The following is a 17,076-nucleotide window of genomic DNA, read 5'->3' on the forward strand; positions in this document are numbered from 1 at the left end:
GGAAACGCCCGGTCACATTCCGAACCCGGAAGCTAAGCCCTCCAGCGCCGATGGTACTGCACTCGCGAGGGTGTGGGAGAGTAGGACACCGCCGGACAATCTTCCAGTCGAGGGCCGCCCCATCCGGGTCGGCCCTCGACTGCGTAGCGCCATAGGTGGCGCAATCAGGAAGGATGTACCTGTGAGTTCAGGACCGCAGGGCGGAGACCGTCCGCGCCGCTACGACGACCGCCCGGGTGGGCGTGACAGCCGTGCCCGTGACGACCGGGGCGGCCAGCGCGGCGGCGACCGCCGCGAGGGCGGCTTCCGCGGCGGGCCGCGCGATGGCGATTTCCGGCCGGGCGGCTACCGGCGGGACGCCGGCGACCGCGAGGGCGGCTTCCGCGGCGGCGACCGCCGTGAGGGTGGTTTCCGCGGTGGTGACCGTGAGGGCTTCCGCGGCGGCGACCGCCGTGAGGGCGGCTTCCGCGGTGGGGACCGCCGTGAGGGTGGTTTCCGTGGTGGTGACCGCGAGGGCGGCTTCCGGGGTGGCGACCGCCGTGAGGGCGGCGCCCCGCGTGAGGGCTTCCGTGGCGGTGACCGCCGTGAGGGTGGTTTCCGTGGTGGTGACCGCGAGGGCGGCTTCCGGGGTGGCGACCGCCGTGAGGGCGGCGCCCCGCGTGAGGGCTTCCGCGGTGGCGACCGCCGTGAGGGTGGCTTCCGTGGTGCTGACCGCGAGGGCGGCTTCCGGGGTGGCGACCGCCGTGAGGGCGGCGCCCCGCGTGAGGGCTTCCGCGGTGGCCACCGCCGTGAGGGTGGCTTCCGTGGCGGTGACCGCGAGGGCTTCCGCGGCGGTGACCGTCGCGAGGGCGGCTTCCGTGGCGGTGACCGCGAGGGCGGCTTCCGGGGTGGCGACCGCCGTGAGGGCGGCGCCCCGCGTGAGGGCTTCCGCGGCGGCGACCGCCGCGAGGGCGGCTTCCGTGGCGGTGACCGCGAGGGCTTCCGCGGCGGCGACCGCCGTGACGGCGGCTTCCGCGGTGGGGACCGTCGCGAGGGTGGTTTCCGTGGCGGTGACCACGAGGGCGGCTTCCGGGGTGGCGACCGCCGTGAGGGCGGCGCCCCGCGTGAGGGGTTCCGGGGCGGCGACCGTGACTCCCGTGGTGGCGAGCGCCGCGAGGGCGGCTTCCGTGGCGGCGAGCGCCGTGACGGCGGCTTCCGTGGCGGCGACCGAGAGGGCTTCCGCGGCGGCGAGCGCCGTGAGGGCGGCGCCCAACGCGAGGGCTTCCGCGGTGGCGACCGCCGGGAAGGCGGCTTCCGCGGCGGTGACCGGGAGGGCTTCCGGGGCGGCGAGCGCCGTGAGGGCGGCTTCCGTGGTGGCGACCGCCGGGAAGGCGGGTTCCGCGGGGACCGCGACGGCGGGTACCGGGGCGGGGATCGCCGCGACGAGCGGCGGGAGCGTCCCGAGGCCGGTGCGGCCGAGCGCGGGCCCGCGCTGCCGGACGAGATCGTCGCGACCGACCTCGACAAGGACGTCCGCGCCGAGCTGCTCTCGCTGGCGAAGCCGGTCGCGGAGACGGTCGCCCGGCACCTGGTCGCCACCGGTCAGCTGATCGACGAGGACCCGGCCGAGGCGCTGGCGCACGCGCTGGCCGCCCGGCGGCTCGCGTCCCGCATCGCGGCCGTCCGCGAGGCGGTGGGCCTGGCCGCGTACCACGCGGGCGAGTGGCAGACCGCGATCGCCGAGCTGCGCACGTACCACCGGATGACCGGGCTGCAGAGCCACCTGGCGGTGCTCGCGGACTGCGAGCGGGCCCTGGGCCGGCCGGAGCGGGCGATCGACCTGTTCCGTGGCGCGGACCGCGACAAGCTGGACCAGGCCACCGCCATCGAGCTGCTGATCGTGGCCGCCGGCGCGCGGGGTGACCTGGGTCAGAAGGACGCCGCGGTGGCGATGCTCCAGGTCCGCGAGCTGACCAGCGAGGCGACCGAGCCGTGGGCGGCCCGGCTGCGGTACGCGTACGCGGACGCCCTGCTGGCGGTCGGGCGGCGCGAGGAGGCCCGCGAGTGGTTCTCCCGGGCCGCCGAGGTGGACACCGATGGCGAGACCGACGCCGCGGAGCGGCTGCTCGAACTCGACGGCGTGCTGATCGAGGGCGACGACGAGGACGAGGCGTCGGCGGAGGAGATCGCCGCCGGCCCGGGTGCCCCCGGCGCCGTGCCGGCCATGCCGGACGCGGACCTCACCGGCGACGCCGGCGACCTCGCCGGCACCGGACCGCGCGACACGGCGGCCGACTCCGACCAGGGCGACACCGCCGACCAGGCCGACTCCGACGAGCGCGACCAGGCCGGCCTCAACGAGGGCGACACTGCCGACCAGGCCGACTCCGACGAGCGCGACGCGGTCGGCGACGGGTCGGACGTCGACGCCGCCGAGTGGCGCGACGAGCCGCAGGCGGCGGAGGTGCCGACGGACGACCTGGCCGAGGACGAGCTGACCGAGGCCGAGGCGCAGTCGGTGGCCAGCGCCGGCGACGCGCCGGCCGGGGTCCCGGCCGCGACGTTCCGGGCCGCCGGCGAGGAGCCGGGCCCGGCGACGGGCGTGTCGACCGGCGGCGACCGGGCGACCGGCGCCGACGCGGCGGGCGACGCGGAGTCGGACCGGCGGTGATCGACGGGGAGCGGTTGGTCGACGGGTACGCCCTCGTCGTCTTCGACCTGGACGGGGTGATCTACCTGATCGACCGGCCGATCCCCGGCGCGGTCGAGGCGGTCACCCGGCTGCACGGCGAGGGGCGGCTGGTGGCGTACGCCACCAACAACGCCTCGCGCCGCTCCAGCGAGGTGGCCGACCTGCTCACCGGCATGGGCGTGCCGGCCCGCGCCGACGAGGTGCTGACCTCCGCGGCGGCCGCCGCCGAACTGCTGCGCGACCGGTTCCCGGCCGGCAGCGCGGTGCTGGTGGTCGGCGCGGAGGCGCTGCGCGCCGAACTGCGCGCGGCCGGACTGACCCCGGTCGCCACGGCCGAGGAGGACCCGGTCGCGGTCGTGCAGGGGTACGGCCCGCAGGTCGGCTGGGCGGACCTGGCCGAGGCGGCGGTGGCCGTCCGGGGCGGGGCCACCTGGATCGCCACCAACACCGACCGGACCCTGCCCAGCGGCCGGGGCCCGTTGCCGGGCAACGGGTCGCTGGTGGCCGCGCTGCGGACCGCGCTCGAGCGGGACCCGGACGTGGTGGTCGGCAAGCCGGAACCGGCGCTGTTCGCCACCGCCGCGCGCCGCGCCGGCCGGGGCCGGACGCTGGTGGTGGGCGACCGGCTGGACACCGACATCGAGGGCGCCCGGCGGGCCGGCCTGGACAGCCTGCTGGTGCTGACCGGGGTCAGCGGCGCGGCCGAGCTGCTCGCCGCCCCGGTGCGGCGCCGGCCCACGTACGTCTCGATGGACCTGACGGGGCTCTTCGACCCGGCGGCCGTGGTCCGGGTGCCGGGCCCGGCGGACGCCACGGGTTGGTCGGTGGCGGCCCGCGACGGCGGGCTGGACCTGGCCGGGTCGGGTCGCCCGCTGGACGCGCTGGCCGCGCTCTGCGGCGCCGCCTGGTCGGCCACCGGGCCGGTGGCGGTGCGCGCCGGGTCGCCGGAGGCGGCCGCGGCCCTGACCGCGCTCGGCCTGCCCGGCTGAGCGCGGCCCGGCCGAGCCGGAGCCGCCGGGCCGACGCCGGCGCTCAGAGGAGCTTGCGCAGCTTCATCAGGTCGAACGGGCTCGCCTTGATCGACACCCGGCGGGACGCCACCGCACGGGTCACGTCCAGCTCGCCGCGGACCAGGGCGACCAGGTCGTCGCTGCTGGTGCTCAGGGCGATCTTGGCCTTCGGGTCGTCGCCGTCGGTCATCTCGACCAGCCGGCCGTCGGCGATCCGCCCGTGGAAGGCCGTGTCCAGGTCGGTGATCCGGCAGGCCAGCGTGCGGTCCAGGTCGACCCGTTCCCGCACCGTCTCCGCGTTGCGGTCCAGCCGGTCGGCCAGGTCCTGCAACGCCTGTCGGCACTCGTCCACGCTGGCCACATCGCCCCCTCACCGCTCGCCACGCCGTCCCCGGCACCGTACCGCACGAGGTGCTCCGCCGGGCCCGGTAGCGTGACACCTGCACACCTCCACCCCGCGGAAGGACTCAGGCATGCAGGACGCGTGGCGCGCCTACCTCGAGCTGGCCATGGGCCTGACGGAGGCCCCCCGGAAGAAGGCCCAGGACGCCGTCCGCCGGCTCGTCGGCTCCGGCGGGGCGACCGCCGCCCAACTCCAGGGCCTCGCCGAGGAACTCCTCTCCACCGGCGCCGCCAACCGGGAGGCGCTGACCAAGCTGGTCCGGTTCGAGGTCGACCGCGCCCTCGGCGCGGTGGGCCTGGCCACCGCCGACGAGGTCGCCGAGCTGACCCGGCGGGTGCACGAGCTGGAGCGCCAGCTGCGCGAGGCCAAGGGCGGCCCGTCCGGCCCGGTCCCGGGCCCCGCGCCCGCGGGCGCGCCGGCCGAGGCGGCGCCGGGTGCCGAGGCTGCGGGCGCGGCGGAACCAGCCGCCCCGACCACGGCCGCCCCGACCAAGGCCGTCGCGAAGAAGGCGGTGGCCAAGAAGGCCGTGGCCAAGAAGGCGGTCGCGAAGAAGGCAGTGGTAAAGAAGCCGCCGGCCACCATCACCCCGGCCCAGGACGAGGCCGGCCGGGCCGAGCCGGCCCGGCCGGTGAAGAAGGCGCCGCCGCGCAAGCAACAGCCGGGCGGTGTCGAGTGAGGCCCGCGCCGACCCGTCGAGGCCCGCGGTGACCGGCCCGGCGCGCCCCGGGCCGCCGCCGGGCCCCCGACCCGGACCACCGCCGGGCGCGCCGCGCCCGGCGGTGATCGACGACACCGGCGAGGCCCGCCACCCCGCCGTCGACGCCGCCGTCCAAGCGATGGCCAACGCGGCGGGCCTGCCCCCGGCGGACCAGATCGCGCAGTACGAGGCGGCCTACGAGACGCTGCGGGAGACCCTCGCCACCATCGACCAGGCCTGAGGAGACCGGAGAACCACCCATGGCACGTCGTAACCGGCTGGACGCCGAACTCGTCCGCCGTGGTCTGGCCCGCTCCCGGGAGCAGGCCGCCGCGCTGGTGGAGGCCGGCCGGGTGCAGCTGCGCGGGGTGCCGGCCCGCAAGGCCGCCGCGATGGTCGACCCGGCCGACCCGTTGCTGGTCACCGGCGCGGACCCCAGCTCGGAGTACGTCTCCCGGGGCGGCCACAAGCTGGCCGGCGCGCTGGCCGCGTTCGGCCCCGGACTGCGGGTGGCCGGCCGGCGCTGCCTGGACGCCGGCGCCTCCACCGGCGGCTTCACCGACGTGCTGCTGCGCGCCGGCGCGGCCGAGGTGGTCGCCGTCGACGTCGGGTACGGCCAGCTCGCCTGGCCGCTGCGCAACGACGCCCGGGTGCACGTCTTCGAGCGCACCAACGTGCGTACGCTCACCCCGGAGGCCATCGGCGGGCCGGTCGAGCTGACCGTGGCCGACCTGTCGTTCATCTCGCTGCGCCTGGTGCTGCCGGCGCTGGCCGGCTGCACCGGCGCCGACGGCGACCTGGCGCTGATGGTCAAGCCGCAGTTCGAGGTGGGCAAGGAGCGGGTCGGCGCGGGCGGGGTGGTCCGCGACCCGGCGCTGCGGGCCGAGGCGGTGCTGGACGTGGCGGCCGCCGCCGCGCAGCTCGGTCTGGGCCTCGCCGACGTGGCCGCCAGCCCGCTGCCCGGGCCGAGCGGCAACGTCGAGTTCTTCGTATGGTTACGCCGGGACGCACCGCCGGCCGACCCGGAGCGGGTGCGGGCCGTGGTGGCGGCCGGGCCGAGCGGCCCGGCGGCGTCCGGCGACGTGCCGGACGCGGCGACGGAGGAGGTGGCCGGGTGAGCGCGGTCGCGAGCGGCGGGGACGCGCGGGGCGGATCCGCGCCCGGGTCGGAACGGACGGCCCGGTGAGCCGGACCGCCCTGCTGGTGACGCACACCGGCCGCCGGCGCAGCACCGAGCATGCCCGGGCGGTGGCGGCCGACCTGATCGCGGCCGGCTTCGAGGTGCGGGTGGTTGCCGAGGAGGCCGACGACCTCGACCTGCCCGGTGTGATCCCGGTGACCGGCCCGAAGGCGGCCGAGGGTGCCGAGATCGTCTTCGCCCTCGGCGGGGACGGCACCTTCCTGCGCGCCGCCGAACTGGCCCGGCCGGCGAAGGTGCCGCTGCTCGGCATCAACCTCGGCAAGGTCGGCTTCCTCGCCGAGGCCGAGATCGACGACCTGGACAGCGCGGTCCGCGACGTGGTCGGCCGCAACTACACGGTGGACGAACGGCTGACCCTCGACGTCACCGCCGAGTTCGACGGCGGCCCGACGATCGAGTCCTGGGCGCTCAACGAGATCAGCGTCGAGAAGGGCGAGCGGGCGCAGATGCTCGAACTCCTCGTCGACGTGGACGGCCGGCCGCTGTCCCGTTACGGCTGCGACGGGGTGGTCTGCGCGACCCCCACCGGCTCCACCGCGTACGCGTTCTCCGGCGGCGGGCCGGTGGTCTGGCCCGAGGTGGAGGCGTTGCTGCTGGTGCCGATCAGCGCGCACGCGCTGTTCAGCCGCCCGCTGGTCACCGCGCCCACCTCCACCTTCGCGATCACCGTCGACCCGTTCACCACCCTGGCGGTGCTCAGCTGCGACGGGCGGCGCGTCTACGACCTGCCGCCCGGGGCCCGGGTGACGGTGCGGCGCGGGGCGCTGCCGGTGCGCATCGTCCGGCTGCGGGCGCGCCCCTTCACCGACCGGCTGGTGGCCAAGTTCGGGCTGCCCGTGCACGGCTGGCGCGGCTCCCGCCGCTGACCCCCGGCCGTCCGGCCCCCGGCAGCCCGGCTCGACCGGCGCCGGCCTGCCGACAGTGCCCTCGACCGGCGGCGCCGGCCGTCGGAAACGGCCCGACTCGCGTCGGCCCACCGGTGAACGCCGGGCCGACGCCCGGCCTCGCGCGCGTGTCCACCTGGCGACATGTCGCCGGTGCGGCAACCGCGGCTAGTGACCACACGATGATCTCCGTCGCAGACTCCGATCGGTCGGTTTCCCACCGGTGCCGGCCCTGGAGTAGAGGAGCTCACCCATGCACTGGCCCCCACGCTGGCTCGCCGCCGGCGCGGTCGGCGCGCTGGTGGTCGGACTCGCCGCCCCGGCGTCCGCCGCCCCGCCCGCCCGACCCACCGGTCCGACCGCGGGCACACCCGCCCCGGGCGGCGCCGCGCCCGTCCGGATCACCCTGATCACCGGTGACCAGGTCGAGCTGAGCTCGGCCGCACCGGGTCGGGTCGCCGCCACCGTCCGCCCCGGCCCCGGCCGCGAGCGGGTCACCTTCCAGACCATCGAGGTCGATGGCGGGGTGCGGGTCGTCCCCAGCGACGTCGTGCCGTACCTCTCCGCCGGGGTGCTCGACCCCGACCTCTTCGACGTGCAGGAACTGGCGGCCGACGGGTACGGCGACGCCGACCAGGGCGCGCTGCCGCTGATCGTCCGCTACCAGGAGCCCGCCGCCGGCCGGGTCCGCCCGCTGGCCGGGGCCACCGCCGCCCGGCCGCTGGAGAGCATCAACGGCGCGTCCCTGCGGGTCGGCAAGGACGACCTGGGCGGCCTGTGGACCTCGCTGCGGACCGCGCCGGCCGGTCGTACCGCCGCCGCCGGCCCGGCCCGGCTCGGCGCCGGCATCGCCCAGGTCTGGCTGGACGGGCGGGTCCGCCCGGCGCTGGAGCACAGCGTGCCGCAGATCGGCGCGCCGGCGGCCTGGGCGGCCGGCCGGGACGGCGCCGGGGTGCGGGTCGCGGTGCTGGACACCGGCGCCGACGCCGACCACCCCGACCTGGCCGGCCGGATCGCCGGCAGCCAGGACTTCTCCGGCAGCGGAAGCGCCCGCGACGGGCACGGCCACGGCACCCACGTGGCGGCCACCATCGCCGGCAGCGGCGCGGCCTCCGACGGGCTGCGCAAGGGCGTGGCGCCCGGCGCGAAGCTGCTCGTCGGCAAGGTGCTCGACGACGGCGGCAGCGGCTACGAGTCGGCGATCATCGCGGGCATGGAGTGGGCCGTCCACTCCGGCGCCAAGGTGGTCAACATGAGCCTCGGCGGCGGCCCCACCGACGGCACCGACCCGATGAGCCAGGCGCTCAACGACCTGACCGCGCAGACCGGCGCGCTCTTCGTGGTCGCCGCCGGCAACGAGGGCGCGGCCCGCACCGTCGGCACCCCGGGCGCGGCGAGCGCGGCGCTCACCGTCGGCGCGGTGGACCGTGCCGACCAGCTGGCCGACTTCTCCAGCCGTGGTCCCCGGCTCGGCGACAGCGGCCTGAAGCCGGAGATCACCGCGCCGGGCGTCGGCATCGTCGCCGCCCGGGCCGCGGGCACCGGCATGGGCACCCCGGTCGGGGAGGCGTACACGGGCGCGTCCGGCACCTCGATGGCCACCCCGCACGTGGCCGGCGCGGCCGCCATCCTCGCCCAGGAACACCCGGACTGGACCGCCGCACAGCTCAAGGACGCGCTGGTCAGCACGGCGAAGGGCAACCCCGAGCTGACCGTCTTCGAGCAGGGCGGCGGCCGGGTCGACGTGCCCCGGGCGCTGGGCCAGCGGGTGTACGGCTCGGCGACGGCCGACTTCGGCCGGCTGACCGGCGACGCGGCCGCCGAGCGGACCGTCACGTACACCAACGGCACCGCGGCGGCGCAGACCCTGCGGCTCGCCCTGGAGCTGCGCAACCTGGACAGCGGCGCGGCCGAGGCCGACGGCGTGTCCGTCGGCGCCAGCGAGGTGACCGTGCCGGCCGGCGGCAGCGTCGCCGTGCCGCTGAAGGCCGACCCGGCCAGGCTGGACCGCGGCCCGCACGGCGGCTGGCTGGTGGCGACCGGCGCGGGCGGCGTCTCGGTACGGACCGCCGTCGGGCTCACCCTCAGCGGCCCGCAGCACACCGTCACCCTGCGCGCGCTGGGCATCACCGGACAGCCCGGCCCGGCGCCGGTCATCACCCTCTTCGGTGAGCACCCCGAGTCGGACCGGCTCCTCTACACCTTCGGCGGCGACGTGCAGGTGCAGGTCGAGGAGGGGCCGTACCTGCTCCAGGCGCTGATCGAGCACGGCGCGCCGCTGGACGAGCAGATCACCCTGGTCACCGACCCGGAGCTGATGGTCGACCGGGACCTCACCGTGCTGCTCGACCCGCGCAAGGGCACCCCGGTGCGGATCGAGACGCCGAAGCCGGCGGAGCAGCGCGCGGCGATCAGCTTCTACGAGCACCGCGTCTTCGGCAACGGCCGGCAGGTCGACCACGGGGTGATGACGTTCAGCACCGTCCAGCAGGTCAACGTGACCCCGACCCGCCCGGTCAGCCGGGGCGAGTTCGAGTTCTCCTCCCGCTGGCAGCTGGTCAAGCCGATGGTGGACGCCACGGTCAGCAAGGTGGCCGGCCCGCTGGACATCAACCTGCTGCACCAGTCCCCGGCCCCCACCGGGCGGCGGAAGCTGCCGCTGGTCTGGGCCGGCACCGGCACCCCCGCCGAGCTGGCCCGGGCCCGGGGCGCCGCGGCGCTGCTGAGCACCGACCCGGAGCGCTCGGAGGAGGAGCAGGTCGCCGCGGCCGCCGCGGCCGGCGTGGCGGTGGTGCTCATCGTCCGCCCGGCGGACTGGAGCGCGTGGACGGTCTGGAACCCGGTCGGCGAGCGGCTGCCCGTCCCGGCCATGGTGGTCGCGTACGACGACGGCCAGCCGATGATCGCGGCGGCCCGCACCGGGCGCGCGACGCTGGACCTGACGCTGACCGTGGACAGCCCCTACCTGTACGACGTGTTCCAGGTGTCGAAGGGCCGGGTGCCCGAGCGGATCGTGCACAAGGTGACCGCGGCGAACACCGCCGAGGTGACCACGCGCTACGGCGACACCGGCGGGCTGGACTGGACCAAGGAGCAGCGGTTCGGTTGGCGTCCCTGGCAGGAGTACTCCTGGAACGACGACCAGCGGACGGCGCGCAGCGGCAGCACCCGGCAGGAGTGGGTCAGCGCCGGGGACTCGTGGTGGCAGCACCGGGTGATGCACCGGCTCACCTGGTCGAGCTGGGGGCGGCTGCTCGGCGGGCTGACCCAGCAGCCCCGCCGGTACGCCGGCACCGACCGGGACACCGAGACCTGGTACGGCCCGGTGGTCCGGCCGGCCGTGCCGGCCGCCGCCGGCGCCCCGGTGCCGCGGCGCACCGGGGACACCCTGGACCTGCGGGTCGCCGAGTTCGTCGACGCCGGCGGGCACTACGGCGTCGCCGGCGCCAGCGAGGAGCAGGACGTGGTCGAGGCCCGGCTCAGCCGGGACGGGCAGCAGATCGCCGACTTCGGCGGGGGCTGGGCGCCGGTGGCGACCACGCCGCAGGCCGCCCGCTACCGGCTGGACCTGGCCACCCGCCGCTCGTCGGAGGAGTGGCGCTGGGCCACCCGGACCGAGACGAGCTGGCAGTTCGGCTCGGCCCGGCCGACCGGTGACGCCGCGCAGCCGTTGCCGCTGCTCCAGGTGGACTACCAGGTGCCGGCCGACCTGCGCGGCGAGGTGTCCGGCCGGCACGGCCACCGGCTCGGCCTGGCGCTGCGCCAGCCGGCCGGCGTACCGGCCCCGAAGGGCACCAGCCTGCGGGTGGAGGTGTCGTTCGACGCCGGCGCGACCTGGCGGTCGGTGCCGGTGCTCGGCTCCGGCACCCGCTACACCGCGCTGGTGCCGGCCGGCACGGGAGCGGTGTCGCTGCGGGTGCACGCCGCCGACCGCGCCGGCAACGTCGTCGACCAGACCGTGATCGACGCGTACGGGCTGCGCTGAGCCGGCGTCCGCGCGGGTCGACCCCCCTCACCCGCGCGGACGCCCCGCCGGCCCGTCCGACCGCCCGGCAGGGCCTGGTCGGTCACCGGGCCGCGGCCAGTCGCCGCCGCCGGCCCCGCCTTCGGGTGGCGGGGCCGGCGGCGGCTCGGCCGGCGGCCGGGCCGGCGGTCAGAGCCAGCCGCGCCGGGCGGCCTGGTAGGCCAGCCCGGGGCGGGTGTCCACCCCGGCGGCCGTCATCAGGTCGGCCAGCCGGCGCTGCACGGTACGCCGGCTCACCCCGAGCTGGGAGGCGATGGACTTGTCCGGCACCCCGGCCACGAAGAGCGAGAGCAGCCGCACCTCGTCGGCGTCCGGCTGGTACCCGTCGGCGTCGCCACCGGCCGGCGCGGTGGCCGAGCGCAGCGGGATCGCCACCCGCCAGTGGCTCTCGAAGAGGGCGATCAGCGCGTCGAGCAGCTGGCTGCTGCCGATCACCGCGGCGGTCGGCTCGCCGCTGTCCCGGTCGGGCACCAGCGGGCAGATCGCCGTCCGGGCGTCCACGATGGCCAGCCGGACCGGCAGCCGGTCCAGCACCCGGGCCTGCTCGCCGGCGCGGACGCCCCGCTCCACGTCGGCCAGCGCACCTGGTTCGAGGAGCATCTCCCGCTCGTAGATGGCCCGGTAGCGCACCCCGCGGGCCAGCGCGTCGAACTCCTCGACGTTCTCCTCGCCGGGCATCGCCAGCGGGTTGGCCCGGCAGAACCACAGCACCTCGTCGCGCGCCGAGTTCTGCAGGTCGCGCAGCCGCTCCCGGAGCACCCCGGCGCCGGTGATGACCTCGACCAGGTGGTCGGCGTCGTGCCGGCGCAGGCCGGCGCGGTACTCCTCGGTCAGCCGGGTGACCGCCGCGCGGGCCGCCTCCAGCGCCTCCTGGCGGCGCAGCAGCGCCTCGCCGAGCGCGACGTCGGGCGCCAACGGCCGCACCGGCCCGTCCGGGTCGGGTCCGGTCGGCAGCACCAGCCCCCGGTCGCGCAGGGCGGCGAGCTGGGCGACGACCTCGGCGCGCGGGCGGCGCAGCCGCCGGGCCAGCTCGTCGACCCGGGCCACGGTGAGCTGGACGAGGCAGCGGTACAGCTCCTCCTCGTCCGCGGTCAGGCCGATCACGTCCAACACGGGGCTGAACTGTACGACGCCCCGACCGCCCCCGGCGTCGCCGGCTGGTCAACTGTCGGGGGCCGCGTCTACTGTCGGGTGCTGTGCTGGAAGAGCTGCGCATCACCGGACTGGGCGTCATCGAGGACACCACGCTGCCGTTGACCGGCGGGATGAACGTCATCACCGGCGAGACCGGTGCGGGCAAGACCATGGTGGTGACCGGCCTCGGCCTGCTCTTCGGCGGCCGGGCCGACGCCGGGCGGGTGCGGGCCGAGCCGGGCCGCGCCGTGGTGGAGGGGCGGCTGCGGCTGGCCGGCCGGGTGGCCGAGACGGTGCACGCCCGGATCACCGACGCGGGCGGCGAGCCGGACGAGGACGGCTCGGTGCTGCTCAGCCGCACGGTCACCGTCGAGGGCCGGTCCCGGGCGCACCTGGGCGGCCGCAGCATGCCGGTGTCCATGCTCGGCGAGGTGGGCGAGCAGGTGGTGGCCGTGCACGGCCAGTCCGACCAGCTGCGGCTGCTGCGCCCGGCCGAGCAGCGGGCCGCGCTCGACCGGTTCGCCGGCCCGGAGCACGAGAAGCTGCTCGACGCGCTGCGCGAGGCCTACACCGGCTGGCGGCGGGTGGTCGACGACCTGGCCGACCGGCGGCGCAACGCCCGCGAGCGCAACCAGGAGGCCGACCTGCTGCGGCTGGGCCTGGACGAGATCACCCGGGTCGACCCGCAACCCGGCGAGGACGACGAGCTGAAGGCGGAGGCGCAGCGGCTGGAGCACGCCGAGGGGCTGCGCACCGCGGCCGGGCTGGCCCAGCAGTGCGTGGCCGGCGGGGTGGAGGCGGCCGACGACACGCCCGACGCCACCACCCTGCTCGGCACCGCGCGGCGCACCCTGGAGGCGCAGGCCGGCACCGACCCGGCGCTGGGCGAGCTGGCGGCGCGGCTGGAGGAGGCGGCCACCCTGGTCGCCGACGTCTCCGCCGAGCTCTCCGCCTACCTGGCCACGCTCGACGCCGACCCGGCCCGGTTGCAGACCGTCTACGAGCGCCGGGCCGCGCTGCGCGCGCTGACCCGCAAGTACGCCGACGACGTCGACGGGGTGATCGCCTGGGCGGAGCGGGCCCGGACCCGGCTGTCCGACCTGGACACCTCCGACGAGCTCCTCGACGAGCTGGACCGGGAGGCCCAGCGGCTGGCCGGCGAGGTGGCCGACCTGGCCGGCCGGGTGTCGACGTCGCGCCGCGAGGCGGCCGCCCGGTTCGCCGAGCAGGTCACCGTCGAGCTGGCCGGGCTGGCCATGCCGCACGCCCGGATCGAGGTGGCGGTGTTGCCCCGCCCGGCCGGCCGGGCCGAGCCGACGCTGCCGGTCAACGGGGTCGAGGTCGGTGTCGGCCCGGACGGCGGCGACGAGGTCGAGTTGCGCCTGCTGGCCCACCCGGGCGCGCCGGCGCTGCCGCTGCAACGGGGCGCCTCCGGCGGTGAGCTGTCCCGGGTGATGCTCGCCATCGAGGTGGTCTTCGCCGGCTCCGGCGGCCCGCCCACGCTGGTCTTCGACGAGGTCGACGCCGGGGTCGGCGGGCAGGCCGCGGTGGAGATCGGCCGCCGGCTGGCCCGGCTGGCCCGCAGCCACCAGGTGCTGGTGGTCACCCACCTGCCGCAGGTGGCCGCGTTCGCCGACCGGCACCTGGTGGTGGCCAAGGACACCGGGGGCGCGGTCACCACCAGCGGGGTACGCGTGGTGGAGGACACCGAGCGCGCCCGCGAGCTGGCCCGGATGCTCGCCGGTTTGCCGGACTCGGATCTGGGTATCGCCCACGCCGAGGAGTTGCTGGCGGTGGCGGCCCGGGAAAGGCGGCCGTGACCCCGCCGATTGTGACCACAGGCACACCGGGCCGCGCCCCGGTGTGCTTCCCTGGGTAGGCGGCCCTGCTCAGGCATGTCGCGACAGCAAACCCTGCCTCACATGCCAGGATGGTCACGATGCGTCTACCCACGTTGCGCCGGACCCGGAACCCGGAACCCGGCCGGATCGTCGGCACCGCCCGCCTCGACCGCCGGACCAAGCGGCTGGTCGGGCGGCTGCGTCCCGGCGACATCGCGGTCATCGACCACGTCGACCTGGACCGGGTCGCCGCCGACTCGCTGGTCGCCGTCGGCGTCGCCGCGGTGCTCAACGCCAAGCCGTCGGTCTCCGGCCGCTACCCGAACCTCGGCCCGGAGGTGCTGATCGGCGCGGGCATCCCGCTCCTGGACGACCTGGGTGAGAGCATCTTCGAGCAGATCCGCGAGGGCGACGTCGTGCGGATCGAGGGCAACACCGTGTTCGTCGGCGACGAGCCGGTGGCGCACGGCAGCCTCCAGGACGCCGAGACGGTGGCCAAGGCGATGGCCGACGCCCGGGAGGGGCTCTCGGTGCAGTTGGAGGCGTTCGCCGCCAACACCATGGACTACCTCAAGCAGGAGCGCGACCTGCTCCTCGACGGCGTCGGCGTACCGGAGATCCAGACCCAGATCCAGGGCCGGCACTGCCTGATCGTGGTCCGCGGCTACGACTACAAGGCCGACCTGGACGTGCTGCGCCCCTACATCCGGGAGTTCAAGCCGGTGCTGATCGGCGTGGACGGCGGCGCGGACGCCCTCGTCGAGGCCGGCTACACCCCCGACATGATCATCGGCGACATGGACTCGGTCACCGACGACGTGCTGCGCTGCGGCGCCGAGGTGATCGTGCACGCCTACCCCGACGGCCGGGCGCCCGGGCTGGCCCGGGTCACCGGGCTGGGCGTCCCGGCGGTGACCTTCCCGGCCGCGGCGACCAGCGAGGACCTCGCCATGCTGCTGGCCGACGAGAAGGGCGCCTCGCTGCTGGTCGCGGTCGGCACCCACGCCACCCTGGTGGAGTTCCTCGACAAGGGGCGCGGCGGGATGGCCTCGACCTTCCTCACCCGGCTCAAGGTCGGCGGCAAGCTGGTCGACGCCAAGGGCGTGAGCCGGCTCTACCGGCAGAGCATCTCCGGCTCCTCGCTGCTGCTGCTGGTCCTCTCGGCGGTCGCCGCGATGGCCTCCGCCGTGGCGGTCTCCACCGTCGGCAAGGCGTATTTGGGCGTGGTCTCCGAGTGGTGGGACAATTTCGTGTTCCAGCTCGGCCAGCTCTTCTAGCTCCCCGACGATCAAGAGGCTGCAAGCGTGATCAATTTCCGCTACCACGTGGTGTCCCTGACCGCGGTGTTCCTGGCGTTGGCGATCGGCCTGGTGGTCGGCACGGCGGCCCTCAACGGCCCGGTGGCCGACTCGCTCAAGGAGAACGTCAACGCGCTGCGCAAGGACAACCAGCAGATGCGCCAGACGGTCAACAACCTGGAGCGGGAGCTGGAGATGGAGGAGGACTTCGCGGCCGAGATGGCCCAGGTCGTCCTGCCCGGCCGGCTCACCGGCAAGCGCGTGCTGGTGCTCAGCCTGCCCACCGGGCGCGACCACACCGAGGGTGTGCTGAAGATGCTCCAGCTCGCCGGCGCCGACGTCACCGGCCGGGTCGACCTGCAGGACAAGTTCATCAACCCGGACAACAACAACAACCTGCTGGAGCTGGCGGTGACCGCGGCCCGCCCCACCAGCGCGCCGACCTCCGGCCTGCCCGGCAACGGGCACGGCGTGGAGACCTCCAGCGCCCTGCTGGCCAGCGTGCTGCTCGACCGGTCGCCGGGGGCCGCCCCGGTCAGCGAGGCCGACCGGCGGGCGGTGCTGGCCGCGTACAGCAACGCCGGCTACCTCACCACCGAGGACCGGGTGACCGGGTCGGCGGAGGCCGTGGTGGTGGTCAGCGGGCAGCCGTACGTCGACAAGGACTCGGCCAAGAAGGACGAGTCGGTGGTCAAGGTCGCCGAGCAGTTCGACCGCACCGGCGCGATCGTGGTCGGCGGCACCGGCTCGGCCGGCGGCAACCTGGTGGCCATCGTGCGTGGCGACCCGGTGCTGACCCAGACCATCTCCACCGTCGACAACGCCAACACCATCCAGGGCCAGCTGGTCACCACCCTGGCGCTGGTGCAGCAGTTGACCGAGAAGAAGGCCGGACAGTACGGCGTCGGCGACAACGCCGCCTCGCTGCTGCCTAGACTGCCCCAGTGAGCGAAGGACGTACCCGGGTGTCCGGCCTGCCGGCCGGCAACCGGGCGGGCAGGGGCGGCGCGACGGCCGCCGCCGAGTGGGGGAGCGGGGGAGCGGCGTGGGCGTGCTGGGTCGACTGCTGATCGCCGGGGCCGGGGCGGCCGCCGCCCGGTACGCGCTGCGCGAGGTGCGTACCGCCCCGGTCGGGCCGGCGCTGGACCGGACGAACTTCCGCGGCCGCACGGTCAGCCTGGCCGCCGGGCCGGCCCTGGCGCTGGGCGCGGCGGGGGCGGGCGCGTTCGGCGCCACCAGCGCCTCCTCGGGCGCCGCCGCGCTGGTCGCCGGGGTCGGGGCGGGCGCGGTCGGGCTCTACGACGACGTGGTCGGGGGGCGGCCGGAGCAGAAGACCGCCAAGGGTTTCGCCGGGCACCTCGCCGCCCTGCGCGAGGGGCGGGTCACCGCCGGCCTGGTCAAGATCGTCGGGGTGGGCGCGGCCGGGCTCGGCGCCGCCGCCCTGCTCGCCACCGACCCCCGGGTCGCCGCGCACCCGCGCCGGCAGCGCCACCGCGCGCTCGGTCGCGGCCTGGACGTGCTGCTCGGCGCGGGGGTGGTGGCCGGCACCGCCAACCTGGTCAACCTGCTCGACCTGCGCCCCGGTCGGGCGCTGAAGTCCGGCCTGCTGCTCGGCGCGCCGCTGGCCGGCGGCCCGCACGGCGGGATCGCCGCGGGCGCGGTGGGCGCCGCCGCCGGAATGCTCCCCGACGACCTCGGCGAGCGGGTGATGCTCGGCGACAGCGGCGCGAACGCCCTCGGCGCGCTGCTCGGCGTGGCGCTGGCCGCCCGCACCGGCCCGGTCGGCCGGGCCGGTGTGCTCGCCGTGCTCGCCGGCCTCACCGCGGCCAGCGAGAAGGTGAGCTTCACCCAGGTCATCCAGCGCACCCCGGGGCTGCGCGAACTCGACGCGCTGGGCCGTCGCGCCGACTGAC

General features: G+C 76.6%; 13 protein-coding genes, 1 rRNA gene and 1 pseudogene. 13 read left to right on the forward strand and 2 right to left on the reverse strand.

The genetic code is table 11. The features are described from left to right. From rrf to SM577_RS19220, 3 genes and pseudogenes are all read left to right on the forward strand, one after another. Positions 1-97, forward strand: a 5S ribosomal RNA gene (gene rrf, locus SM577_RS19210); the annotation flags it as partial. Between the two features lie 1,425 nt (positions 98-1,522). Next, positions 1,523-2,374, forward strand: a pseudogene (locus tag SM577_RS19215) (hypothetical protein); the annotation flags it as partial. Between the two features lie 272 nt (positions 2,375-2,646). Further along, the gene (locus SM577_RS19220; protein ID WP_302921247.1) at positions 2,647-3,660 is read left to right on the forward strand and encodes an HAD-IIA family hydrolase; all 1,014 of its coding nucleotides are present in this window, start codon (positions 2,647-2,649) and stop codon (positions 3,658-3,660) included. 43 nt (positions 3,661-3,703) lie between these two features. Here SM577_RS19220 and SM577_RS19225 read toward each other — a convergent pair whose 3' ends face one another. Next, a complete protein-coding gene (locus SM577_RS19225; RefSeq protein ID WP_088994709.1) occupies positions 3,704-4,042 on the reverse strand; it encodes an SCP2 sterol-binding domain-containing protein in 339 nt (112 codons plus the stop codon). A 112-nt stretch (positions 4,043-4,154) separates the two neighbouring features. On the opposite strand from SM577_RS19225, the gene SM577_RS19230 reads away from it, so the two are divergent. From SM577_RS19230 to SM577_RS19250, 5 genes are all read left to right on the forward strand, one after another. Continuing rightward, positions 4,155-4,760, forward strand: a complete 606-nt coding sequence (locus SM577_RS19230) for a phasin family protein (RefSeq protein WP_474587576.1) — start codon at positions 4,155-4,157, stop codon at positions 4,758-4,760. A 28-nt stretch (positions 4,761-4,788) separates the two neighbouring features. Then, positions 4,789-5,022, forward strand: a complete 234-nt coding sequence (locus tag SM577_RS19235) for a hypothetical protein (protein WP_474587734.1) — start codon at positions 4,789-4,791, stop codon at positions 5,020-5,022. A 19-nt stretch (positions 5,023-5,041) separates the two neighbouring features. Continuing rightward, positions 5,042-5,899, forward strand: a complete 858-nt coding sequence (locus tag SM577_RS19240; RefSeq protein ID WP_474587577.1) for a TlyA family RNA methyltransferase — start codon at positions 5,042-5,044, stop codon at positions 5,897-5,899. Between the two features lie 64 nt (positions 5,900-5,963). Beyond that, entirely contained in the window at positions 5,964-6,848 is an 885-nt protein-coding gene (locus tag SM577_RS19245) for an NAD kinase (protein WP_088994705.1), read from the forward strand. Between the two features lie 271 nt (positions 6,849-7,119). Continuing rightward, positions 7,120-10,851 (forward strand): S8 family serine peptidase, encoded by a 3,732-nt coding sequence (locus tag SM577_RS19250; protein WP_474587578.1) that lies wholly within the window; start codon positions 7,120-7,122, stop codon positions 10,849-10,851. A gap of 168 nt (positions 10,852-11,019) precedes the next feature. Here the strand turns inward: SM577_RS19250 and SM577_RS19255 are convergent, their stop codons facing one another. After that, positions 11,020-12,003 carry a helix-turn-helix domain-containing protein gene (locus SM577_RS19255; protein ID WP_302921253.1) on the reverse strand — a complete coding sequence of 328 codons (984 nt, stop codon included), beginning with the start codon at positions 12,001-12,003 and terminating at the stop codon, positions 11,020-11,022. Between the two features lie 83 nt (positions 12,004-12,086). Here SM577_RS19255 and recN point away from each other — a divergent pair, with 83 nt between their 5' ends. The 5 genes from recN to SM577_RS19280 all read left to right on the forward strand — a co-directional run bounded on the left by recN (position 12,087) and on the right by SM577_RS19280 (position 17,075). Then, the gene (recN, locus tag SM577_RS19260) at positions 12,087-13,844 is read left to right on the forward strand and encodes a DNA repair protein RecN (protein ID WP_302921254.1); all 1,758 of its coding nucleotides are present in this window, start codon (positions 12,087-12,089) and stop codon (positions 13,842-13,844) included. A 119-nt stretch (positions 13,845-13,963) separates the two neighbouring features. Continuing rightward, the gene (steA, locus tag SM577_RS19265) at positions 13,964-15,142 is read left to right on the forward strand and encodes a putative cytokinetic ring protein SteA (protein ID WP_302921255.1); all 1,179 of its coding nucleotides are present in this window, start codon (positions 13,964-13,966) and stop codon (positions 15,140-15,142) included. 27 nt (positions 15,143-15,169) lie between these two features. After that, entirely contained in the window at positions 15,170-16,111 is a 942-nt protein-coding gene (locus SM577_RS19270) for a copper transporter (RefSeq protein WP_302921256.1), read from the forward strand. After that, positions 16,108-16,233 carry a hypothetical protein gene (locus tag SM577_RS19275; RefSeq protein WP_302921258.1) on the forward strand — a complete coding sequence of 42 codons (126 nt, stop codon included), beginning with the start codon at positions 16,108-16,110 and terminating at the stop codon, positions 16,231-16,233. Before SM577_RS19270 ends, SM577_RS19275 begins: the two co-directional genes overlap by 4 nt. Continuing rightward, entirely contained in the window at positions 16,209-17,075 is an 867-nt protein-coding gene (locus SM577_RS19280) for a hypothetical protein (protein WP_474587579.1), read from the forward strand. The genes SM577_RS19275 and SM577_RS19280 overlap by 25 nt, the downstream gene beginning before the upstream one ends. The last annotated feature ends 1 nt before the right edge of the window (position 17,076 follow it).

The organism is Micromonospora desertarenae (genome assembly GCF_056150265.1).